The organism is Arthrobacter sp. AD-310 (assembly GCF_054656615.1).
The window spans coordinates 70,932-93,707 of sequence record NZ_BAAHNO010000001.1 but is presented as its reverse complement, the minus strand read 5'-3'; the positions used below and the strand labels follow the sequence as shown (position 1 = coordinate 93,707).

The window sequence follows — 22,776 nt, the reverse complement described above, 5'->3', positions numbered from 1 at the left end:
CTGCCTCTTCCTAGTCTGGATTTACTGCTCGACAGAGAAGGCCGCGGAGCACCGTCTGCGGCCCATGCGAAAGGCCCACAGTGACCGAACAGACTTCCAGCACCGAGACTCCGCGCCGCATCGTCGTCGCCGGCGGCGGCCCCGCGGCCCACCGTTTTGCGGACGCAATGCATGCCCGTGGCCTTGACGGCTGGCATGTCACTGTCCTCACCGAAGAAGCCCACCTCCCCTACGACCGGGTGGCCTTGTCCAAGGCCCTCACTGATGTCGACGTCGACCTGACGCTGGGAACCGCGGCCATGTGGGACCACGCTTCCATCGAGCTGAAGACCGGCGAGCGTGTTGTGAAGGTCAACGCCGAAGCCAGGACGGTGGAAACCGCCGCCGGCAACAAGTACCCCTACGACGAGCTGGTGGTTGCCACCGGTTCCGACGCCGCGCGCCTGCCGCTCCCTGGCGCCGAGCACGCCCATGTGTACCGGACCCTTGAGGACGTCTGGGCCATCAACAAGTCCATTGCCGGCCTCACCGAAAAGCTCGGCCGCAAAATCAATGCCGTCACCATCGGCGGCGGCCTCCTCGGCCTGGAATCGGCGGCAGGCACCGAGCAGCTCGGCGCCACCCCCGTGGTCATCAACGGAGCCCCGTGGCTGATGAACACCCAGCTGGACGAGGGCGCCGGCCAGGCCCTCGGCCGCCTGATCGAGGCGAAGGGCTTCGAAGTGCACGGCGGCGTCTTTCCCTCTGAGATTCTGACGGACGACGACGGCCAGGTCACCGGAGTGCTGATGGCCGACGGACGCATCATCCCGGCCGACATCGTGATCGTCGCCATCGGCGTGCGGCCGCGGGACGAACTCTTCCGCGCCGCCGAGGGCGAAGAACAGGTATTCAGCCTGGGCCCCCGCGGCGGCGTGGTCATCAACGACTACTGCGCCACCGAGGTCCCCGGCATCTGGGCCATCGGCGAAGTAGCCAACTTCGGCGGCATGTGCCTCGGCCTGGTGGCCCCCGCCAACACCATGGCCGAAATCGTCGCAGACCGCCTGCACGGCGGCGACGCCACCTTCCCCGGCTTCGACACCGCCACCAAGCTGAAGCTCTCCGGCGTGGACGTCGCCAGCTTCGGTGATGCCTTCGCCAAGACCGAGCACGCGCTCGAGATCGTCTACGCCGACCCCGCCCGCGGCGTCTACCAGAAGATCGTCACCACCGACGACGCCAAGACCCTCCTCGGCGGCATCTTCGTCGGCGACGCCTCACCGTACATGAGCCTGCGCCCGCTCCTGGGCCGCGAACTGCCCGCGGAACCCGGTGCGTTCCTCTCCGCTGCCGGCGGCGGCGACGCCCCCGAAACCGAACTGCCGGACGACGCCACCCTCTGCTCCTGCAACAACGTCACCGCCGGCAGCATCCGCGACGCCATCAACGGCTGCGGCGCCTGCGAGGGCAACGCGCCCGTGCAGGAACTGGGTGAGCTCAAGGGCTGCACCCGCGCCGGAACCCAGTGCGGTTCCTGCGTGCCGATGCTGAAGAAACTGCTGGAAACCGAGCTCACCAAGTCCGGCGTCGAAGTCTCCAAGGCCCTCTGCGAGCACATCGAACTGTCCCGCCAGGAACTGTTCGATGCCATCCGTGTCCTGGAGCTCACCTCCTTCGAAGAGATCATGGCCAAGTACGGCACCGGCGCGGGCTGCGACATCTGCAAGCCGACCATCGCCAACATCCTGGCCAGCCAGAACAGCGCCTACGTGCTGGACGCCGGCCGCGGCACCCTGCAGGACACCAACGACCGCGCCCTGGCCAACATGCAGAAGGACGGCACCTACTCGGTGGTTCCGCGCATCGCCGGCGGTGAAATCACCCCCAAGAAGCTTGGCGTCATCGCCGCTGTGGCCGAGAAGTACAACCTGTACACCAAGATCACCGGCGGCCAGCGGATCGACATGTTCGGTGCACGCCTCGAACAGCTCCCGGAAATCTGGAAGGAGCTGGTGGACGCCGGGTTCGAGTCCGGACAGGCCTACGGCAAGAGCCTGCGCACCGTGAAGTCCTGCGTCGGATCCACCTGGTGCCGCTTCGGCGTCCAGGACTCGGTGGCCATGGCCATCAAGCTGGAGCTGCGGTACCGCGGCCTGCGCAGCCCGCACAAACTCAAGATGGGTGTCTCCGGCTGCGCCCGTGAGTGCGCCGAGGCCCGCGGCAAGGACGTCGGCGTGATCGCCACGGCCGACGGCTGGAACCTGTACGTGGGCGGCAACGGCGGCGCAACTCCGGCGCACGCCCAGCTGCTGGCCAAGGACCTCGACGACGAAACACTGATCAAGTACATCGACCGCTACTTCATGTACTACATCCGCACCGCTGACCGCCTGCAGCGCACAGCCCGCTGGCAGGAAGAACTCGACGGCGGCATTAAGCACGTCGAGGACGTGGTGGTCAAGGACACCCTCGGCATCGCCGCGGACCTGGAAGCGGCCATGGCAAAGCACGTCGACACCTACATCGACGAGTGGGCGGACACCCTGAAAGACCCTGAGCGCCTGCGCCGCTTCCGCTCCTTCGTCAACGCCCCGGACCAGAAGGACGACTCCATCACCTTCGTCCCGGACGAGCGCGGCCAGATGCGTCCCGCCACCCAGGAGGAAAAGGGCAAAGTCCTCCTCGGCGCATCCATTGCCGTCCGCTCCGGCTCGCTGGGACCCACCGGGAACGAGGCCTAAGCATGCAGCTCACCATTGATCTCACCGGCCGCGACGTCCTGGTCACCGGCTCCGACACCGCGGCGCGGCAGGCCGTGCGGCGCTATGAGGCCGCGGGCGCCGTCGTCCACCGCCTCAGCACCCCGGAGGGAGCCGCGCACGACGGCCCGCTGCCGGAGAAGCCGTTCCTGGTGGCGGCCGTCGACGACGGGCAGCCCGGCTGGGACGCGCTCCTGGACCGCTGCCGCGCGGCCGGGATCCCCGTGGCCGCCGAACCTGCAGCCGGGCCGGCCGGCCACGTGACCCTGGTGGGCGGCGGTCCCGGCACCACGGACCTGCTCACCGTGGCAGCCATCAAGGCCCTGCGCGACGCCGACGTGGTCTTCTACGACCGGCTCGCCCCCTACCAGGAGCTGCCGTCGCTAACCTCCGCCGAACTCGTCGACGTCGGCAAGAAGCCCGGCCACCACAAGGTCAGCCAGTCCGACATCGAAAAGCTCATGGTGGAAAGCGCGCTGGCGGGCAACAATGTGGTCCGGCTCAAGGGCGGCGACCCGTACGTCTTCGGCCGCGGCGGCGAGGAAGTCGCCGCGTGCGTCGCGGCCGGGGTCAAGGTCAACGTCGTCTCGGGCGTCACCAGCGCCATCTCCGTGCCGGCCGCCGCCGGCATCCCGGTGACCCACCGCGAGGTCAGCCACATGTTCACGGTCGTGTCCGGGCACGCCCCGCTCACGGAGAAGGAGCACAAGCACCTGGCCGGCCTCGGCGGCACGATAGTGGTGCTGATGGGCATCGGCACGCTCCACCAGCTGGCAGCAGGCCTCCGCCGCGCGGGGATGCGCCCGGACATGCCCGTGGCAGTGGTGGAACGCGGCTACCGTCCCGGCCAGCGCACGACCATCGCAAACCTCGGCACCATCACCTCTGCCGCAGCCGGCTGCAGCAACCCGGCCGTGCTGGTCATCGGCGAGGTGGTCCGGGTGGCCGAAGCCAACCGCGGGCATGCTGAGGCCGCAGCCGACCTGGACAGGCTGGCGGCCTCGCTGCTGGGTTCGTGAAAGGATTGACACCCATGACTGCACTTGCACCGGCTGATGCCACCCCCGCGGAAGAAGCGACAGACGCCGCCGAATCACCGCTTGAAGGTTTCCGCATCGGCGTGACCTCACACCGGCGCTCGAGGGACCTGATCGAGGCCCTCGAACGGCGCGGCGCGGAAGTGCTCCATGCACCGGCGCTCAAGATCGCCCCTGTGCAGGAGGACATCCGGCTCATCGAGGACACCCGCGCCATCATCGCGGCGAAGCCGGACCTCTGCATCGCGACCACCGCGTACGGAATGCGCCGCTGGTGCGAGGCCGCGGATTCCTTCGGCATCGGCGATGAACTGCTCGAAACGCTGGGGGCCTGCCGGATGTTCGTCCGCGGCCCCAAAGCCCGCGGCGCCGTGCGCGCGGCCGGCCTGGCCGACGTCGGCATCAGCAGCGACGAAACCACCGCAACACTGGTGGACATGCTGCTCACCGAGGGTGTCCGCGGCAAGACGGTCGCCGTGCAGCTGCACGGCTACACGGATGTCCGGCAGCTTGAGCGGCTCCGCATGTCCGGCGCGACCGTCCTCACCGTCACGCCTTACCGCTGGGTGAAGCCCGACGGCGAGGACAAGCTTCCGCGCCTCATCGACGCCGCCTGCACGGGCAACCTGGACGTGCTCACCTTCACCAGCGCCCCCGCCGTCGACGCCATGTGGAGCACCGCCCACGAGATGGGCGTCTACAAGCAGCTGATTGAGAGCCTGAAGACAAACGTCACCACCGCCGTGGTGGGACCGGTCACGGCCCAGCCGCTGCTTGACGCAGGGATCAAGCCGCTGATCCCGGAACGTTTCCGCATGGGCGCGCTCATCCGGCTGGTGTGCGAACACCTGGCCCTGAACCACGTCCGCCGGCTGGACACCCGCTCCGGCAGCATCGAGCTCCGGGGACGGAGCCTGCGCATCGACGGCCAGCCCGTTGAGCTGGCCCCCGCCCCGCTGCTGCTCCTGCGGGCGCTGCTGGGTGCTGGCGGCGCTGTGCTGTCCCGGGAATCGCTGTCCGACCTGCTGGAACTTCGCGGCTCCGTGCACGCCCTGGACATGACCGTCAGCCGGTTGCGTTCCTCCCTGCCGGACGGGCGGCTGGTGGAGACAGTGGTCAAGCGGGGCTACCGGATCCGGGTCTAGCACCGTCTGCACCCGGCGTTTGTGTCCAACGCCGGCCGGATGAGAGGCGCGTCACGGGTTCTGTTACCGGCTGGTAAAAACTGGCGAACGCACCCCTCCCGGACCGGCAATGGACGGGAAACACAACGGTAAAAGCACCGCCCTACGCTGGGTTGCATCACGAAGTTCCGGCCGGTCACGGCCGCCAGCGAAAGGGCCAGCACATGTCCGCTCCGGCACCCTCCACGTCCGATTCCGCAGCCACCCGCATTGTTATCGCAGGGGCAGGGCCAGCAGCCCAGGCCCTGGTCACGCAGCTGGACCGCGCCCGGTTCGCCGGCACCATCACGGTGCTTAGCAGCCGGGATGACACCCCGGAGGAACTGCTGGAGCTGGCCATGCTCCCCCAGGTTTCGGTGCGGTTCGGCCAGCCGGCCAGCCACATCGATGCCGTGAACAAGACGGTCGCCACCGCCGACGGCATGGAATTCGCCTACGACCACCTGGTCATCGCCACAGGATCCGCGCCCGTGGCCGGGCCGGTGGAAGGCGCCGCCCAGTGCCTGAGCTACTCGACCATCGACGACGCCGCCCGGGTCGCCGAGGCCGTCGGCCGGATAACCCGCGAACTGGGCCGGCGCCCGCTGGGCATCCTGGTGGGCAATGGCGCAGCGGCCGGGCAGGCCGAAGCGGTGCTCCGCGCCCGCGGCGTGCGCCCCATCCGCACCACCGCCCGGCCCGCCGCCGTCGTTCCCGGACAGTCGGTCTCCGGGCTCGCGGCCTCTGCCGTAATCTTCGAGGACGGCAGCAGCATGAGCGGCGACCTGGTGGTCCTCGCCGAGGAGCGGGTGGCCCGCGACGGACTCGCCGCGAGCGCTGGCCTGCTCACCGCGGCCAGCGGCGGGATTGTCATCAGCCACGACTTCCGCACGTCCGTTTCCGGCATCTGGGCGATCGGCGACGCGGCGGCGTTCGACGGCGTCCGGCTGGGCCTGCTGGTGGCCGCGGCTTCGGCGGCGGGAGCCTGCGCCACGCAGCTTCTGACTGCAGCGTCCGCCGGTCCCGTCCTGCAGGCCGCGGCCTGACATTGCCGGCCGGTCCGGTGTCCCGGGCGCTGTGGCAAGATGGTTCGGAAACGAGTCAGGGGCGTTACAACGTCCCGGCCCACCGGCCTTGGAGAGGACCATCATGAGCAACGAAGCCACCCCTTCCGTTCAGGCAGTACCAGCCGGTACCGCGGTCGGCGGGAACATCGCTTCCTACATTGACCACACCCTGCTGAAGCCCGAAGCCTCGGAGTCTGACGTCCTGAAGGTCTGCGCGGAGGCCGTCGAGTACGGATTCAAGTCGGTGTGCGTGAATCCGGTATGGGTCAAGACCGTCAAGACGGCCCTGAAGGGCTCGGGCGTCCTGACCTGCTCGGTGGTGGGCTTCCCCCTGGGGGCGACCCCCACCGACGTGAAGGCCTTCGAAGCCCGCGGCGCCGTCCTGGACGGCGCCGACGAGGTGGACATGGTCATCAATATTGCCTCCGCCCGGGCCGGGGACAAGGGTGCGCTGGTTGAGGACATTTCCGCGGTGGCTGAGGCCGTGCACGCCAGCGGTGCCATCCTTAAGGTCATCATCGAAACCGCGCTGCTCACCGATGCCCAGAAGGTCCTTGCCTGCGAAGCTGCCGCGGCAGCCGGTGCCGACTTCGTGAAGACCTCCACGGGATTTAATGGCGGAGGCGCCACCGTTGAGGACATCGCACTGATGCGCCGGACCGTTGGCCCGGACATGGGCGTGAAGGCCTCCGGCGGCGTGCGGTCCCTTGCTGACGCTCAGGCTATGATTGCAGCAGGTGCAACACGTATTGGTGCCAGTTCCGGTATTGCCATTGTCAAGGGTGAACAGGGTTCATCCGCGTACTGACAGCAGGCGGAACGCAGCCACAAGATTGAGCCCCGCGGGGGCCGAGGAGGAACTATGTCCAGCAAGATCAGCGCGTCCGGCCAGGAATCGGCGAACCAGGGCTATGTCCGCACTCCGCAGAATGAGAACAAGCTGGCCGGCAGCGTGGTGCTGTTCGTGATCATCATGGCGCTGTTCTTCGGGGCCATCTACTCGCTGTCGTTCCTCACGCTGGACAACCCCTGGCCGATGGCCGCCTGCCTGGTCCTGTTCGCCCTGGCGTTCTGGATCCCGCAGACCATCTGGGGCCGCTCCGACTCCGCAGGCGAGCACTGATCCCAACCAGGCAGCAGCAACTGAAGGCCCCCGGGACGGCGTCCCGGGGGCCTTCCTGCCTCTAAAACCAGAGCCGGGTCCAGGCGACGGCCGCGTCGGCCACCCGGGTCCACTGGTTGTGGGCGATTGACCAGCCCGCCACAGTCATTCCCACCATCGCGTAGGCGCTGACGGGAATCAGGACCAGCCATTCACGCTTGGAGCCCGCCCGGCCCAGAAGCGGCAACGACAACGCACCGTTGGGCCGCCACACGTTCCGCAGCAGCGGAACCTTGCGGAGCAGCTTCGGTGGCCGGACCACCAGGGGCCACAGCAGCGGCACTCCCCCGGTGGTGATGAGGTCGCCCACGATGTGGACCACCACCCCGATCAGCATGGACATGGGCAGCCACGTCCACTGTTCCGGCGCATACACGGTGACCAGTCCCGCCATGACCAGCGCGAAGATCCAGTTGGAGATGAACCCGCTCTTGGGAAACAACTTCAGTGCCTTGGCCGCGATATTGATCAGGAACATGCACAGCAGCCCGGCACCCACGGAGAGGTGCCCCCATGGTGTCTCCATCTGGAACTGGGCGGCCAGGCCGGCAAGGAGCACAAAAACCCCCGCCCCCAGGATCGAGTGCGTGCCCTGGCGGTGGCCGCCGCTGGCGTTTTCAATCCCCCGCGCTATCGCGTTGGACAGCGGCGGCAGCGCATGCGCCACGGTACTCGACCGGTGGTCCCAGTCGCACACCAGGGCCGTGCCCGCGGTGGCCATGCCGCCAATCAAAATTCCCGTGGCGTCCAGCGGGTACCAGCCCAGCGTGTACGGTCCGGTGGACGCAACAGCTACCCACGCCGCGGCTCCCGACGCGGCGTGGTGTCCTCCCATCATCCGTCAGCCCGCTGTGGGCGGGACGGCCAGCGGCGCGTCCGAGAAGATGTTCCGGATGACGCCGTCGGCCCATTCCAGGATTTCCGCGTCCTGCAGGTCCCGGCCGCCGATCCGCGCCGTCTTCGGCTTGGGAATCAGCACGGCGTCAAGCGCAGGCTTGGTTTGGGAGCCCGGGTACATCCGGTTGAGCCGCATCACCTTGGATTCGGGCAGCTGAGCCGGGGAGAACCGGATGAAGTTGCCCTGCAGCGCGACGTCGGACAGCCCTGCCTCCCGCGCCGCCACCCGGAACCGGGCAACAGCAACCAGGTTCTGCGCGGGCAGCGGCAGTTCGCCATAACGGTCCGCCAGTTCGGCGACAACCTCGTCGATCGCCTCGTTGGTGAGGGCGGCGGCAAGTTTGCGGTAGGCCTCCAGGCGAAGCCGTTCGCCGGGAACGTAGTCGTGCGGCAGGTGCGCGTTGACCGGCAGTTCGATCTTCATCTCGGCTGCCTTCTCCTCGGCTTCGCCGCGGTAGTCCGCCACGGCTTCGCCCACCAGCCGGATGTACAGGTCGAATCCCACGCCCTGGATGTGTCCGGACTGTTCGCCGCCCAGCAGGTTGCCGGCGCCCCGGATTTCGAGGTCCTTCATGGCCAGCTGCATGCCGGCTCCCAGCTCGTTGTGCGTGGCCACGGCCTTAAGCCGCTCCAGGGCCACCTCGCCGAGCGGTTTCTCCGACGGGTACAGGAAGTAGGCGTAGGCACGTTCACGGCCGCGGCCCACACGCCCGCGGAGCTGGTGCAGCTGGGACAGGCCGTACTTGTCCGCACCGTCCACGATCAGGGTGTTGGCGTTGGAGATGTCCAGGCCGGTCTCGATGATGGTGGTGCACACCAGCACGTCGAAGCGACGCTCCCAGAAGTCGACAATGATCTGCTCCAGGCGGCTCTCGGACATCTTGCCGTGCGCGACTTCCACCCGGGCCTCCGGCACCAGCTCGCGGATCTTCGCCGCGGTCCGTTCGATGGTGGACACCCGGTTGTGCACCAGGAACACCTGGCCTTCACGCATCAGCTCGCGCCGGATCGCCGCGGACGTCTGTTTGTCCGTGTAGGGGCCGACGTAGGTCAGGACGGGGTGGCGCTCCTCCGGCGGTGTGGCCAGGGTGGACGTCTCGCGGATGCCGGTCAGGGACATCTCCAGCGTCCGCGGAATCGGGGTGGCGCTCATGGCCAGCACGTCCACGTTGGTGCGCATCTTCTTCAGCGCCTCCTTGTGCTCCACGCCGAACCGCTGTTCTTCGTCCACGATCACCAGGCCGAGGTCCTTGAACTCGAAGTCCTTGGACAGCAGCCGGTGGGTGCCGATGACAACGTCCACCGCCCCGTTCTTCACGCCTTCGGCCGTCTCCTTGGCTTCCTTGGCCGACTGGAAGCGGGACAGAGGCTTGACCCGCAGCGGGAAGCCCGAGAAGCGCTCGGTGAACGTCTCATAGTGCTGCTGGGCGAGGAGCGTGGTGGGCACGAGGACAGCCACCTGCTTGCCGTCCTGCACCGCCTTGAAAGCCGCGCGGACGGCGATTTCGGTTTTGCCGTAGCCCACATCGCCGGACACCAGGCGGTCCATCGGGATCTCCCGCTCCATGTCGGCCTTGACTTCGTTGATGGTGGTCAGCTGGTCCGGTGTTTCCACATACGGGAACGCTTCCTCCAGTTCACGCTGCCAGGGGGTGTCCGGGCCGAACGCGTGCCCGCGTGATGCCATCCGGGCCGAGTACAGCCGGATCAGTTCGCCGGCGATCTCCTTGACGGCCTTTCTGGCCTTTGACTTGGTGCTCGCCCAGTCCGCGCCGCCCATCTTGCTCAGGACCGGGGTGTCACCGCCGACGTAGCGGGTCACCTGGTCCAGCTGGTCCGTGGGCACGAACAGCCGGTCACCCGGCGCGCCGCGCTTGGACGGTGCGTACTCCAGGACGAGGTATTCGCGGACCCCGTCGCTGCCCCCGGCCACCTTGCGCTGCAGGAGTTCAACGAACCGGCCGATGCCGTGCTGCTCGTGGACCACGTGGTCGCCCGCCACCAGTTGCAGCGGGTCAACGGCGTTGCGCCGCTTGGATGGCATCCTGCGCATGTCCTTGGTGGACGCCGCGGACGTCCTGCCGAGCAGGTCGGCTTCGGTGAGCAGGCCCAGCTTCAGTCCGTCCAGGACAAAACCCCGTCCGACGGCGGCGGTCGTCACCTCGATAATGCCGGGCTGGGGCTCGTGGTCCAGGCTGTCCACCCGGGCGCAGGGGATGTCCGCGTCATGGAACAGCTCGGCCAGGCGCTGGGCCGGGCCGGGTCCCTCGGTGGCCACCACGATGCGCCACTGGTCGCGCACGTGGGAGCCGATGAAGTCCATCATCTCGGCCACGTCGCCCTGGTACCCGCGGGGCTCCCGGGCGTGCAGGTTCAGGACGTCGACCTCGGGGAGCAGTTCCGCATCCTGGGCGAGCGAGGTGATGGACCACCAGGAGACGGTGTGCTCCAGCGAGGACGCGCGGGTCTCGGCCAGCGAACGGAAGCTGGCCGAGTGAAGTGCCGCCGTGGCCTGGGACGTCAAATCCAGGGGCGCGGCACCGCCGTCGGACGCCGTGGACCACGCCGCCTCCAGGAACTCCTCATTGGTCGCTGCGAGGTCGTGCGCCCGGGTCCGGACCTTCTCCGGCTCGATGACAACGGCAATCGAGTCCCCGGGCAGCTGGTCCACGAACGGGACCATGGAGTCCACCAGCACGGGCGCCAGGGATTCCATGCCCTCGACCGCGATTCCACCGGCGATCTTCTCCAGCATGTCCGCCGCCGCCGGCAGCTGCGCCTTGAGCGTCGCGGCGCGGGACATCACGGAGGGGGTGATGAGGATTTCCCGGCACGGCGGCGCATGCAGCTCGGTGGGATGGTGGATGCCCGGCGCTGACAGCGAGCGCTGGTCGGCCACGGCGAACCAGCGCATCTGGTCCACTTCGTCGCCGAAGAACTCCACCCGGATGGGATGGTCCTCGGTGGGCGGGAAGACGTCGATGATGCCGCCGCGGACGGCAAACTCGCCGCGGTGCGTCACCATGTCCACGCGGGCGTAGGCGGCGTCGGCGAGGCTCTTGACCACGTCGGTGAACGAAACGTCCTGCCCCACCTTCAAGGTGACCGGTACGAGGTCGCCCAGGCCGGCCACGACGGGCTGCACCACTGCCCGGACCGGCGCCACCACAACGCGCAGGCGTCCCGCCGTCGAGCTCTGCGGGTGGGCCAGCCGGCGCAGGACGGAGAGGCGCCGGCCCACCGTGTCCGAGCGGGGCGACAGGCGCTCGTGCGGCAGCGTCTCCCAGCTGGGGAATTCGGCGACGGCGTCCGCAGGCAGGTAGGCACGCAGGGCGCCGGCCAGGTCTTCCGCCTCCCGGCCTGTGGCGGTGACGGCCAGCACCACGCCAGGTTCCCCGCTGCCTGATTGTTCAGCGGCGGCGGCAAGCCCGTCTGCCATTTCGGCGAGCAGCACCGGACGCAGCCCGGCCGGGGCGCTGATCTGGTAATCCTGCCCGCGGACGGAGAAGCCCCTGGCTGCCTCCGCGCGGACGCGCGCGAAGGTCTGGTCCGAGGCAAGGACGCGGCGCAGTCCGTCCAGCGACGGGGCTGTTGTGGCTGTGCCGGCGGCGGCCGGGCCGGAAAGGCTCATGGCGGAAGCTCCTGTGGTGAATCATCGTGGATCGCAGGCAACGCGAAAACCCGAAATTCGCTGCGAATCCCGGGTACCCTCCAGCCTACCCCGCGGCTGCGACATTCCCGGCTGCCCGATCAGGGGCGGGGGTTAGGCTGGCAGGGCCGGAGATTAGGCTGGCAGGGCCGGGCCATTGCAGCCGGGGCGGCCGTCCACCGGACGCGCGGCTCCGAATGGCTGAAGGAAAGAACCTGACGAACAGGAGCCAGCATGACCGGAACCAGCGCACAGCCCTCCTCAACTGCCCAGCCCTCCTCAACTGCGCAGCCTTCCCCGAAGACCGTCCTGGTGACCGGGGCCACCGGTTACATCGGCGGCCGCCTGGTGCCCCGCCTCCTTGAGGCCGGCCACACGGTCAAGGTGCTGGTGCGGTCCCCGGACAAGATTGCCGGGGTGCCGTGGCGCTCCAGTGTGGAGGTGGTGGAAAGCAGCCTGGACGACGGCGATGCGCTGCAGAAGGCGCTGGCCGGCGTCGACGTCTTTTATTACCTGGTGCACTCCATGGCCGCAGGAGCCGGGTTCGAGGCCAAGGAAAAGGCGATGGCCAGGGTCGCCGCTCAGGCTGCCGCCGACGCCGGGGTTGGCAGGATCGTCTACCTGGGTGGCCTGCATCCGAAGGGCGTGGAGCTGTCCACGCACATGCGGTCCAGGGAAGCGGTGGGCCAGGTGTTCCTGGACAGCCCGGTCGACGCCATTGTGTTCCAGGCGGGGGTGGTGATCGGCTCCGGCTCGGCCTCCTTCGAGATGATCCGGCACCTCTCCGAAACGCTGCCGCTGATGCCCGCGCCCAGCTGGGTGCGGAACCGGATCGAAGCGATCGCCGTGCGCGATGTCCTGTACTACCTGGTCTCCGCCGCGTCGCTGGACGGACCGGTCAACCGCACGTTCGACGTCGGCTGCCGCCAGGTGCTTACCTACGCCGGCATGATGAAGGAGTACGCCGCGGAAGCGGGCCTGCCGCACCGCCTGGTCCTCGCCCTGCCTGTCCCGGCTCCCAAGCTCGCGGGCATGTGGGTGGCGCTGACCACGCCCATCCCGCTGTCCATGGCCTTTCCCCTGGTCCAGTCCCTGCAGCACGACGCGGTGTCCGACGAGCATGACATCGACCAGGTCATCCCGCAGCCCGAGGGCGGGTTGACGCCGTACCGTACCGCCGTGGCCCTCGCCCTGGGCAAGGAGCGGGACGGGCAGGTGGAGACCACCTGGGCCAACGCCGGCGCGGCGGCCGACCCGCTGCCCAGCGACCCCGACTGGGCCGGCCACACCGTCTACATCGACGAACGGACGTTCCATGGCGACGTTGACCCGGCGCACGTGTGGACCGTCATCGAGGGCATCGGCGGCCGGAACGGCTGGTATTCGCTTCCCCTGGCGTGGCAGGTACGCGGCTGGCTGGACAAGCTCACCGGCGGCGCGGGCCTGCTGCGCGGGCGGCGGCACCCGCACTCCCTCGTGGCAGGCGAGGTAGTGGACTGGTGGCGCGTCGAACAGCTTGAGCGGGGCAAGCTGCTGCGGCTGCGGGCGGAGATGCGGGCGCCCGGCAGGGCCTGGCTGGAACTGTCGGTGGAGCCTGACGGAACCGGAAGCAGGTACCGGCAACGGGCCATCTTCTTCCCCAAAGGCCTCAGTGGACGGCTGTACTGGCTGGCGGTCCTTCCGTTCCACAGCCTGATCTTCCCGGCGATGGCCCGGAACATCACCGGTGCGGCACAGAAGCTCGCGGATGCGGAACGGCCGGCCGGAACCCCGTAGGATGGCTTGAGTTAAAACCGTTCCCCAACGTCCAGGAGGACCCATGGCCCTGAGCGCAACCACTTCCCTTCCGCACTCCGTCGACAGCGTCGCAGCTGTCCTGGTGAACGAGGACTTCCAGCGCCACGTCAGCCAGCTGGTCGGCGGAAACCTCGAGTCCTTCACCGTTGACGGAGACGTCGCCGGCGCCTTCAGCGCCACCTCGGTGCGGACCCTGCCCACCACCCGCCTGCCGGAAATTGCCCGGAAGTTCGTGGGCGAGCACCTGAAGGTGACCCAGGTGGAAAACTGGGACGCCCCCGCCGCGGACGGCTCCCGCCAGAGCAACATCTCCCTGAAGATTGCCGGCGCACCCGTGGACGTCACCGCCGTGCAGCGCCTGGTCGCCGAAGCCGCCGGCACCCGCGTTGAGCTCGAAGGCGAAGTCAAGTCCTCCGTGCCGTTCCTGGGCGGGAAGATCGCCGACGCCGCCGAACCGATGGTGGCCAAGGCACTGAACCTGCAGGCCAAGCAGGCGCAGGCCTGGCTGGAAAGCCACTAGGTCCGTGGAACTGCCCGTCTTCGCCGCGCTGGTCCTGATCGTCGCCGGCCTCTGGTCGCTGGTGGTCTGGCCCCAGTTCCTGCGCCGGGTGATGAAGGACCCGCGTGCCCGCGACGCCGCCGGCAAGGCCACCAGGTTCCTGACCGTGCACGTGGTGCTGGTCGGCATCTCCATGGTGCTCGGGGCGGCCACGGCCGTCATCGGCATCATGGGACTGTTCGGATAATCCGCGCGCGAAAAAAGGCTCTCCTCCCGGCTGGGAGGAGAGCCTTTTTCGTGTGTGCCGCGCCCGGTCAGGCGGCCTGGTTCAGTGCATCCTCCGCTGCCACCCAGGAAATCATGGCGCACTTAACGCGCGCCGCGTAGCGGGCCACCCCTTCAAACGCGGCGGCGTCCCCCAGCAGCTCCGGGTCGGCGTGGACCTTGCCGCGGGACCGCAGGACCTCCCGGAAGCTGTCGATGACCTCGTGCAGCTCCGCCACGGTCATCCCCTCGGCGAGTTCACTGAGCACCGACGCGGAGGCCATCGAGATGGAGCAGCCTGCCCCGTCCCACGAAACCTGGGCCACTTTGCCGTCCTCCACGGCCAGGCGCAGGGTCACTTCGTCGCCGCAGACAGGATTGAGCTGGTGCGACTGCCCCGTGGTTGCTCCTGCGGGAGCAACTGTGCCGGCGAGGCCGCTGCCGTGGCGGGCTTTTGAATGGTCGAGGATGATCTGCTGGTACAGCTGGTCAAGGCTCATGGATTACCTTCGTTCTCGCGGCTAGGCGCCGAAGTAGGCCCGTACGCCGGACACGGCGTCGAGGAACTGGTCAACGTCGTCCGTGGTGTTGTACAGGTAGGCGCTTGCCCGGGTGGTGGCGGTCAGCCCGAGGCGGCGGTGCAGCGGCTGGGCGCAGTGGTGGCCGACGCGCACGGCGATTCCGCGGGAGTCCAGGAACTGCCCGACGTCGTGGGCGTGGACGCCTTCGACGTCGAACGCGGCCAGGCCGATCCGTTCCTGTCCGGCGGCGGGACCGAGGACCCGGATGCCCGGCAGGGCTTCCAGCCCGGCAACCATCCTGGCACCCAGTTCTGCCTCCCACCGGTGGATACGGTCAAGTCCGGTTTCCGTCAGGTAGTTGGCCGCCGTGGCAAGGGCCACGGCTTGGGAGATGCGCTGGGTGCCGGCTTCAAAACGCTGCGGCGCCGGCAGGTATTCGGCGCGTTCCATGGTGACTGTGGTGATCATGGAACCGCCGGTGAGGAAGGGCGGCAGGACGTCAAGCAGTTCCTGCTTGCCGTACAGGACGCCGATGCCGGTGGGGGCGAGCATCTTGTGGCCGGAGAAGACTGCGAAGTCGACGTCCAGGTCCTTGACGTCCAGGGGCATGTGCGGCGCAGACTGGCAGGCGTCCAGGACCACGAGCGCTCCGGCGGCCCGGCCGAGGGCGACAAGCTCACGGACCGGGTTGATGGTGCCGAGGACGTTGGAGGCGTGCGTGAAGGCCAGGACCTTGGTGCGGCTGCCGATGATCGCGGCGGCCTGGTCCATCCGGAGGCTGCCGGCGTCGTCGATGGGGATATAGCGGAGGGTGGCACCGGTCCGGAACGCCAGTTCCTGCCAGGGAATGAGGTTGGCATGGTGCTCCATCTCGGTCACCACAATCTCGTCACCCGGCTGGAGGGCGAGATCCTTCAGCGCCGCGTCACCCCTGCCCTGCGCCGCCCACAGCCCGGCGGTGGACAGGGTGTAGGAGATCAGGTTGAGGCCTTCGGTGGCATTGGAGGTCCAGATGGTCTCCGAGTAGTCTGCCCCGACAAAATCCGCGACCGTTTGCCGGGCGTCCTCGAACGCCTCGGTGGCTTCGACGGCAAGGTGGTGGGCGCCCCGGTGGACAGCGGCGTTGCGCTGCTCGTAAAACTCCTGCTCCGCCTCGATGACGCTCAGCGGGTTTTGCGAAGTTGCACCGGAGTCGAGGTAGACAAGGGGCCGGCCGTTGACCGACTGGTTCAGGACCGGGAAGTCGTTGCGGATCCGCAGTACCTCGGCGTTATCGATGACCGGGACGGCTTGCTCCAGTGTGGCTGGCGTGGTTACTACGGCCAAAACGATCTCCTTGAGTGCCAACGGATGACACTCAATTGTCCCACAGCACGGCTGTGGCGGCCGCCCGAAGGGACAGCCGCCACAGCCGCTCCGGGCTTCAGCCCGCGGAGCGGAGGGCCGGCGACGGCTGGGGGGAGAGTCTCGGTCTCAGAAGACTCTGACGTCGCCGGCCCCGTCTCGAGCCGGTCCCTTGGGGACCGGAAGTCGAAAGAGGCCTTGATGGTACTGCTGGCAGCTGCTCCGGCCGTCCTGCCTGCCGTTGCTTTGCCTCCTTAAGTAAATCCTTCGGGGCCGTTGCGTACACGAGTAGGGTGTACTCGTTTTTCCCCGAAGCCCAATACTTAGGTGCTTGCAGCGGACGGCGGGTGGGCCGCGCAATGATCCTCCGGGCAGCCGGGCAGGCATCAGGCAACGCAAGGGCGGCTTGGGGAGCTGGTCCGGCGCAAGGAGGACGACGGCGGCGCCTACTTGGGCAGCGCGGACTCCAGTTCGTCGCGGCTGCGGACGCCCAGCTTGACGTACGTCCGGTACAGGTGGCCTTCGACCGTCCGGACGGAGACCATCAGGCGCTGCGCTATTTCACGGTCGGTGAGCCCCTGGACGGCCAGTTCCACGATGTCCTGTTCCCGGCGGGTGAGGTGAACGGCGGGGGCAGCGGCGATAAAGCGGCCTTCGCGGAACCGTTCGCCGAGTTCGTGGTCGCACTTCTCACGCAGCGCCACCGCCTGCCGGGACCGGCGCCGTTCCCCTGCCTGTTCCAGGACAGAGCTGGCGCGGGCGTACGCTTCGCGGGCGAGGTTGACGAAGCCGGCTTCCTCGAGTGCTGCCGCGGTCTCCATCAGCGCGTCACCGTCGGCTGCCTCCCAGCTGGTGGCGAGCGTCAGCATGGCCGCCGCCCACCGGCCTTGGACGTGGCGGGCGGCGTCCTGGACCATGGGGATCACGGAGGGATCGCCCAGGTCCCAGCACACGGCCAGGAGTTCGAGCAGGTGGCCTGCCCGTCCGGCGGCTTCAGCAGCGGTCATCATGGTGTGCAGCGTGGCGAGGCCCTTGCCGTCACGGGACAAATATTCGGCGGCCGCGGCCGCATAGGCGGCTGCCAGGGGGTCGTGGGCCGGCCCGCCGGCGACGGCGTCCTTGTAGTCCTGTTCCAGCCGCTTCGCCTGGGCGGCATCACCAAGCCGCGCCGCAACGTAGAAACCCAGGGCCGAACCGAACCGGAACAGCTGCAGGGGGTCGTTGAGCCTCAGCGCTTCCACTGCGGGCAGCAGCAGCTGGTAGGCGCGTTCCATCCGCCCCTGCCGAAGCAGGGAGTAGCCGCGGAGCAGCTGGAGGCTGCCGTCGAACGTTCCGGCGCCGGCAGCGTGTGCTTCCGCGTAGTTGTCGAGTTCCCGGCCGGCCGACTCCCATTCGCCCATGGCCAGGTAGCTGGTAACCAGGCGCCCGAGGACAAATTCCGGGAAGAAAAACAGGCTGCCCTCCAGCGGGACCAACTCGGAGGCTGCCAGGAGCGCGGCGTCCAACCCGTCAGCCGGGCGGCCGGCGGCTGTCAGGGCGTGGGCCAGCAGAGCCTCACCGACGGCTGTGACCGGCTGGCCGGCCCCGCTGCCGGCCCGGCCCCTGATGTCTTCCACCCGGGCTGCCAGCAACTTATGGTCCACTTCGCCGCCGGCCTTCAGCAGCTGCAGGATCTCGGCCGGCCAGCCCTGGAGCGCCTCCGGGTGCAGCTTCGCCTGCTCGCATACGTCCTCGGCAACGGCCGCCAGCTGGTGCCCGGCACCCTGGTGCGCGGAGACGCGCAGCAGCAGGACTGCCGGCCCCTCAGACCGGCGGGCAAGCTGCAGCCAGCAGCTGTCCAGCAAGGCGGCAGCATCCGCGTAGGCCCCTTCGTTGTAGAGGGCCCTGGCCTGGACCGCCCGGGCCAAGGGAGCAAGCTCCGGGTCGTGGACCCTGACCGCGATGGACCGGGCGCTGTCGTTCCGGAACAGCTGCAGGGCGTCGCCGGCTGCTTCGAGCATGTCGGCATCGGGTACCTTCAGGCCGCATTCCAGGGCCCACTCCACGGAACGAAGCCTGCCTTCACCCCGCAGTACCGCCCCGTCCTGGTGCGCCCGGATTTTTTCCTGCAGCTGCAGGCTGCGTGATACCGAGATGGTATTCCTGATGGCATGGGCGAACAGGCTGTTCCACAAGGAAAGTTCGGCCGGTACGCCCGAGTTTTCGACCACCATCTGCTGGTCCAGGAGGGACCGCACGACCGGCGCCCCGCAAATGTCCTCGATGACTTTCCGGCCCACGGGTCCTGCCAGCGCCACCAGTTTGATGGCTTCCTGCTCTTCCGGCTGGCGGCGGAGGTGGTCCTTGGCCACCACGGCCGTCAGCCGGGCGCCGTCCGCCGGCAGGGAGCCCAGCAGGATCCAGATGCCGTTCCGCTTGGAAAGGATCCCGGCTTCCGCGGCGTCGTGCAGGAGCGCGTCCAGGAGGCGGGGGTTGCCGCCGGAGGCACTCCAGGCGGTATCAATGGTGGCGGCCGGAACCGTGCCGTCCAGGAGGTGCTCCAGGACCTCCTCGATCTGTTCCCGGTTCAGTGGGCGCAGGTCCACCCGCTCCGCAAGCCCGTCGTACCACAACTGGTCCAGGGGCTGGGGCAGCCCGGGCCGGGGCCGTGCCGCAGCGACCACGCTGGCCCATCCGGCCGAGATCAGGTCCGCCAAGACGCCCGCCGAAGCGTCGTCCAGATGGTGTGCGTCGTCCACCACCAGCAGGACATGGCCAGGGTTTCCGGCTTTGAGGCCCTCGAAGTACGTCCACATGGAGCGCAGCACCGCGACGGGCGAGACTGATTCTTCCGCTGTCAGGTCGCCAGTGTAGGGGGTAAGGACCCCGAACGGCACCGCGGCAAGGGCGGAGCTGCCGTGGATCTGGAGGATGTTCAGCTCGCTGCCCAGCCGGTCGGCGATGGCCTCCGTGAGCGAGGATTTGCCAAGGCCTGGTCCCGCCATGACAAAGACTGCCTGGCTCGTGTTGTTGCGGATGATGTTGCAGATCCGGTCCAGCGGCTCCCGCCGTCCGGTAAGGGGTCGGTGGGCCGGTGCGGGCTTGTGTCCGTTAGACGAGTCCAGTCAGATCACCCCTGGAAGTTACGCCGAGCTTGGTGAACACCTGGTAGAGGTGTCCTTCCACAGTCCGGACCGACACGCCCATTTCCTGGGCAATGTCACGGTTTGATGCACCCCGGCCGGCAAGCCGGGCAATCTGGCGCTCCCTGCTGGTGAGCAGCGGGCTGCCACTGCTGGGCACGATGGGCAGGTTGGTGACGGTGGCGGCCAGGATGTCCAGCCGGGCCTGGGCGGTCCGGGCGGAGATGGAATCGCCGTCCTGACGTGCGAAGTCGACGGCGAGCGCCATGCAGCGGGCCTCGACGGTGTCCAGTTCGAGGGTGGCTGCCAGTTCGCCACCGGCCAGCAATGTCTTGGCGTCCTTGGTGCGGCTGCCCAGGGCGATAAGCCGGGAAACCTCCGCGAGTGGTCCCTGGCGGTGCCCGGCGATGTCCTCAAGGAGCCGGAAGTCCGCGTCGCTGCCGTTGACCGTGGCTGCGAGGAGTTCCACCCCGGCCAGCGTGTACCGGCCGGCCTCCATGTTCCGCCGGGAAGACTGCTTGAGCTGGGCGGCGGCATCGGGGTCGTTGAGCCAGCGGCCGGCCACGAGGGCGCAAAAATCGATCAGGCATTCGGTGGCGACCCCGGAGGTGCCCGAGGTCCTGGCCAGTTTGGCCAGGTACTTCCGTGCCGGGACGACGTTGCCTGTTTGTGCATGGGCCAGGGCCGTGGCCGCATAGGCGAACCGGAGTGCGGTCTGGACGGGCTGCAGCTCGAGCTGCGCGGCGGCGGACATCAGGGGTTCCAGGGCGGCGGACCCGCGGCCGGCGAACACGTACGCAACGCCCGTGGCAAGCTCTGCGGAGGCGCTGCCGTAGGGAAGCCGGAATGGTTCCTCCGTGCCCTGGCTGCCCATGAGGTCGATGCACCGGCGCCATTGCCCGGCAACCAGCAGGACCAGGTAGGCGTCCCGCGTGTACCGTTCGCGCAGGCCCACCACGTGGGAGGCGTCGCTGATCTGTCCGCCCAGCTGCCGCATCAGGCTCAGGGCATCCATCTCCCTTCCCGTCATGGCCAGCGCGGTCATCAGGATGATGGACGAGTGCATGCGGTAGGCCGGGTCCGGATTGACGGCGGGATCGGCGGCTGCCTCAAGTTCGGGGATGAGCTCGGCATAGTCGCCCGTGAAGGCGCGGTATTCGAAGCCGCTGAGGGCGATCCGGTTGTCAGCCACAGCGGCGGGCTCGGGCCAGGAGGCGCCGACGGCAGAAGCCGCGAGCCGGTTCCGGGCTTCCTCCAGCAGGCCGGGGACGTTGCCTGCCTGCTCCGGAAGCCGCATCATGACCCGGGCCTTGGTGGCCACCACGCTGGCGTACTCTTCGACGTCGTCGAGGGCGTCCAGCTCCGGCCGGGAAATTCCGTCAAGCGCTGCCAGCGCCTGGGCGGGAAGATCCAGCTGGAGGTAGGCGTCCGCTTTCTGGCGCTGGGCGGGCACCCACTGCGGATCGGTCCTTTGCAGCATGTCTGCGTAGGTCAGTGCGAATCTGGGGTCGAACAGCTGGACGGCTGCCTCCGCGGCCGCCAGGGCCAGGGCCGGGCTCAGCTCGGCCTCGCACTCATGGGTCCACGCCGCAAAAGCCATCAGCTCTTCGACGGTCATGGCCGCCGGGTCCGGTTCGGTGCCGCCCAGCAGGATACCGCGCAGTTCCCGGCGCCGGGCGATACTCAGCCATGTCCGCACGACGTCGCCGATGTACTTCTCCCGCAGCGAAACCCACCGGTGGTCGGAGTCGTCGATTTCCAGCAGGCCGCCGTCTTCCATATCGGCGACGACAACCGCACTGTAGATTGCGGTCAGGCGGGACAGCTCCACCCGCCGCGCACACGAGAGCATCTCGATGACTTCCCGGGTTTCCGGTGTTTCCCGGGACCAGCGGGACCGGACAATGTCGTCAAGGCTTGCGGCGCCGTCGAGCACCACTTTGTCGCGGAGGGTCCAGACCGAATCGGAGAGCACCAGGTTTCCGGACAGCTGCTGTTCCGTGACCAGGGCCTTGAGGAGCAGCGGGTTTCCGCCCACCATCCGGTGATAGGTGCCGACCAGGTTGGCTGAGACCCGGTGGCCGAGCAGGGACAGCAGCACCTGCCGGGTCTGCAGTTCGTTGAGGTTGCTGAGGCGGACTTCGGTCAGCCGCCGGTCCGTGAGCAGCCAGTGGAAGTCCGCCGGGAGGTCGCTGATGTTGGGGGCGACGGCGATAATCCGGGCGGTCCCGGTCAGGAGTACGTTCAGCAGCACCCCGGCGCTCATGTCATCGATGCTGCCGGAGGTGTCAAGGGTGATGACGCAGGGCCTGCCGGCGGCGTCGCTGCGAATCAGGGATGTGATGCCGCGGAGAATGGCGGTCGGTGACCCCATGTAGGCCTGGGGAAGGCGGGCCAGCAGGAAGGAGAGGCAACCGTAGGGGGTGGTGGATCCGGCGGGTCCGCTGCGGAGCTGCAGCGACCAGACGTCCGGCCCGAGGTCTGCCACGGCCGCGCGCGCAAGGGACGATTTTCCGACGCCCCGCCCGCCGGTAATGACTGCGCCCAGGGAGTTTTCCGTAGTGAGCGCGGTCCGGACGGCATCGAGATTTGCACTTCGGGCCGGCGCAGACCAATGCGGCCCCGGTGCCCCGGTGCTGTGCGGCCGCTGTCCAACGTCGTGAGGTGTTGACCCACGTCCCCAGCTGAGTGGCTCGATTGACATGAACTTATCCCCTACATCCCCGATAGCGGAGTGTAGCCCCTTTGCTCCCCCGCATAGGAAGAAGAGTACCTTGTGGCACCGACAGGGAAACAGGTTGAAACCGCTTAAACTTTTGGCTTGCTACCCCGCGGACTTCGCCGGATGGAATTTCTGCTGGGCAGCAGTGAGGCCGTCGCGCAGCAGCACCTCTACCGCGTCAGCTGCCTCATCGAGCAAAAACGGCAGTTCCTTCAGCTCGGCGGTGCCGAAATCCCGGAGGACATAGTCTGCGGTATCCATCCTGCCGGGAGGGCGTCCCACCCCAACCCGGACCCGCAGGTAGTCCTTCGTGGCGAGGGCTTTCGAGATGTCGCGCAGCCCGTTGTGGCCGCCCTCTCCCCCGCCAATCTTGAGCTTGACGGTATTGAACGGAATGTCGATCTCGTCATGGACAGCCACCACGTGGTCGGGTGCGATGCCGTAGAAGTTCGCAAGGCCGACGACGGGTCCCCCCGAGACGTTCATGTAGGTCATCGGTTTGGCCAGCACGACGCGGGGGCCGCCGATTCCGAGGCGGCCCTCCACCACCTGGGCGCGCGCCTTGTGGGTCTTGAAACCGGCACCCATGCGCCCTGCGAGTTCACCAAGCACCATCTGGCCGACGTTGTGCCTGTTGCCTTGGTACTGGGCTCCCGGGTTTCCGAGGCCGACGATCAGCCAGGTGTCAGTCATGGGTCAATCCTAAGGTGGCGGGAATGTGGCACCGCTGCCGATTGGCCGCGGACATGGCAGTGGCCGGACCCCCCAGGGACCCCGCCCCCGCCGGAAAA

At 68.2% G+C, this 22,776-nt stretch carries 16 protein-coding genes; 9 read left to right on the top strand and 7 right to left on the bottom strand.

Annotated features, from left to right (window positions below; all coding sequences use genetic code 11):
• The first annotated feature begins 80 nt into the window (after nt 1-80).
• From nirB to ACYQ1Z_RS00375, 6 genes are all read left to right on the top strand, one after another.
• On the top strand, nt 81-2,723 hold the full coding sequence (gene nirB, locus ACYQ1Z_RS00400; RefSeq protein WP_459790349.1) for a nitrite reductase large subunit NirB: 2,643 nt from the start codon (nt 81-83) through the stop codon (nt 2,721-2,723).
• A gap of 2 nt (nt 2,724-2,725) precedes the next feature.
• Entirely contained in the window at nt 2,726-3,760 is a 1,035-nt protein-coding gene (gene cobA, locus ACYQ1Z_RS00395; protein WP_459790348.1) for a uroporphyrinogen-III C-methyltransferase, read from the top strand.
• Nucleotides 3,761-3,774: 14 nt separating this feature from the next.
• Nucleotides 3,775-4,923 carry a uroporphyrinogen-III synthase gene (locus tag ACYQ1Z_RS00390; RefSeq protein WP_459790347.1) on the top strand — a complete coding sequence of 383 codons (1,149 nt, stop codon included), beginning with the start codon at nt 3,775-3,777 and terminating at the stop codon, nt 4,921-4,923.
• 203 nt (nt 4,924-5,126) lie between these two features.
• Nucleotides 5,127-5,987 carry an FAD-dependent oxidoreductase gene (locus ACYQ1Z_RS00385; protein ID WP_459790346.1) on the top strand — a complete coding sequence of 287 codons (861 nt, stop codon included), beginning with the start codon at nt 5,127-5,129 and terminating at the stop codon, nt 5,985-5,987.
• A 103-nt stretch (nt 5,988-6,090) separates the two neighbouring features.
• Nucleotides 6,091-6,816, top strand: a complete 726-nt coding sequence (gene deoC, locus ACYQ1Z_RS00380) for a deoxyribose-phosphate aldolase (protein WP_459790345.1) — start codon at nt 6,091-6,093, stop codon at nt 6,814-6,816.
• 54 nt (nt 6,817-6,870) lie between these two features.
• Entirely contained in the window at nt 6,871-7,131 is a 261-nt protein-coding gene (locus ACYQ1Z_RS00375) for a hypothetical protein (RefSeq protein ID WP_459790344.1), read from the top strand.
• A 61-nt stretch (nt 7,132-7,192) separates the two neighbouring features.
• On the opposite strand, the gene ACYQ1Z_RS00370 is transcribed toward ACYQ1Z_RS00375, so the two are convergent.
• Nucleotides 7,193-8,005 (bottom strand): metal-dependent hydrolase, encoded by an 813-nt coding sequence (locus ACYQ1Z_RS00370; RefSeq protein ID WP_459790343.1) that lies wholly within the window; start codon nt 8,003-8,005, stop codon nt 7,193-7,195.
• Nucleotides 8,006-8,011: 6 nt separating this feature from the next.
• A complete protein-coding gene (gene mfd, locus ACYQ1Z_RS00365; protein ID WP_459790342.1) occupies nt 8,012-11,698 on the bottom strand; it encodes a transcription-repair coupling factor in 3,687 nt (1,228 codons plus the stop codon).
• 252 nt (nt 11,699-11,950) lie between these two features.
• Here mfd and ACYQ1Z_RS00360 point away from each other — a divergent pair, with 252 nt between their 5' ends.
• Genes ACYQ1Z_RS00360 through ACYQ1Z_RS00350 form a run of 3 tightly spaced genes read left to right on the top strand, consistent with a single transcriptional unit; the run spans nt 11,951 to nt 14,259 of the window.
• Nucleotides 11,951-13,492 carry an SDR family oxidoreductase gene (locus ACYQ1Z_RS00360; protein ID WP_459790341.1) on the top strand — a complete coding sequence of 514 codons (1,542 nt, stop codon included), beginning with the start codon at nt 11,951-11,953 and terminating at the stop codon, nt 13,490-13,492.
• Nucleotides 13,493-13,535: 43 nt separating this feature from the next.
• A complete protein-coding gene (locus tag ACYQ1Z_RS00355) occupies nt 13,536-14,033 on the top strand; it encodes a DUF2505 domain-containing protein (RefSeq protein WP_459790340.1) in 498 nt (165 codons plus the stop codon).
• 4 nt (nt 14,034-14,037) lie between these two features.
• The gene (locus tag ACYQ1Z_RS00350) at nt 14,038-14,259 is read left to right on the top strand and encodes an SCO4848 family membrane protein (protein ID WP_459790339.1); all 222 of its coding nucleotides are present in this window, start codon (nt 14,038-14,040) and stop codon (nt 14,257-14,259) included.
• Nucleotides 14,260-14,326: 67 nt separating this feature from the next.
• Here ACYQ1Z_RS00350 and sufU read toward each other — a convergent pair whose 3' ends face one another.
• From sufU to pth, 5 genes are all read right to left on the bottom strand, one after another.
• Nucleotides 14,327-14,776 carry a Fe-S cluster assembly sulfur transfer protein SufU gene (sufU, locus tag ACYQ1Z_RS00345; protein ID WP_459790338.1) on the bottom strand — a complete coding sequence of 150 codons (450 nt, stop codon included), beginning with the start codon at nt 14,774-14,776 and terminating at the stop codon, nt 14,327-14,329.
• Between the two features lie 21 nt (nt 14,777-14,797).
• Nucleotides 14,798-16,123: a SufS family cysteine desulfurase gene (locus ACYQ1Z_RS00340; protein WP_459790337.1), complete on the bottom strand. Its 1,326-nt coding sequence runs from the start codon at nt 16,121-16,123 to the stop codon at nt 14,798-14,800.
• Nucleotides 16,124-16,587: 464 nt separating this feature from the next.
• On the bottom strand, nt 16,588-19,125 hold the full coding sequence (locus ACYQ1Z_RS00335) for a helix-turn-helix transcriptional regulator (RefSeq protein WP_459790336.1): 2,538 nt from the start codon (nt 19,123-19,125) through the stop codon (nt 16,588-16,590).
• Nucleotides 19,126-19,231: 106 nt separating this feature from the next.
• Nucleotides 19,232-21,967 carry a LuxR C-terminal-related transcriptional regulator gene (locus ACYQ1Z_RS00330; RefSeq protein ID WP_459790335.1) on the bottom strand — a complete coding sequence of 912 codons (2,736 nt, stop codon included), beginning with the start codon at nt 21,965-21,967 and terminating at the stop codon, nt 19,232-19,234.
• Between the two features lie 120 nt (nt 21,968-22,087).
• Complete coding sequence (pth, locus tag ACYQ1Z_RS00325) at nt 22,088-22,678, bottom strand: aminoacyl-tRNA hydrolase (protein ID WP_459790334.1); 591 nt, start codon at nt 22,676-22,678, stop codon at nt 22,088-22,090.
• Nucleotides 22,679-22,776: the final 98 nt, after the last annotated feature.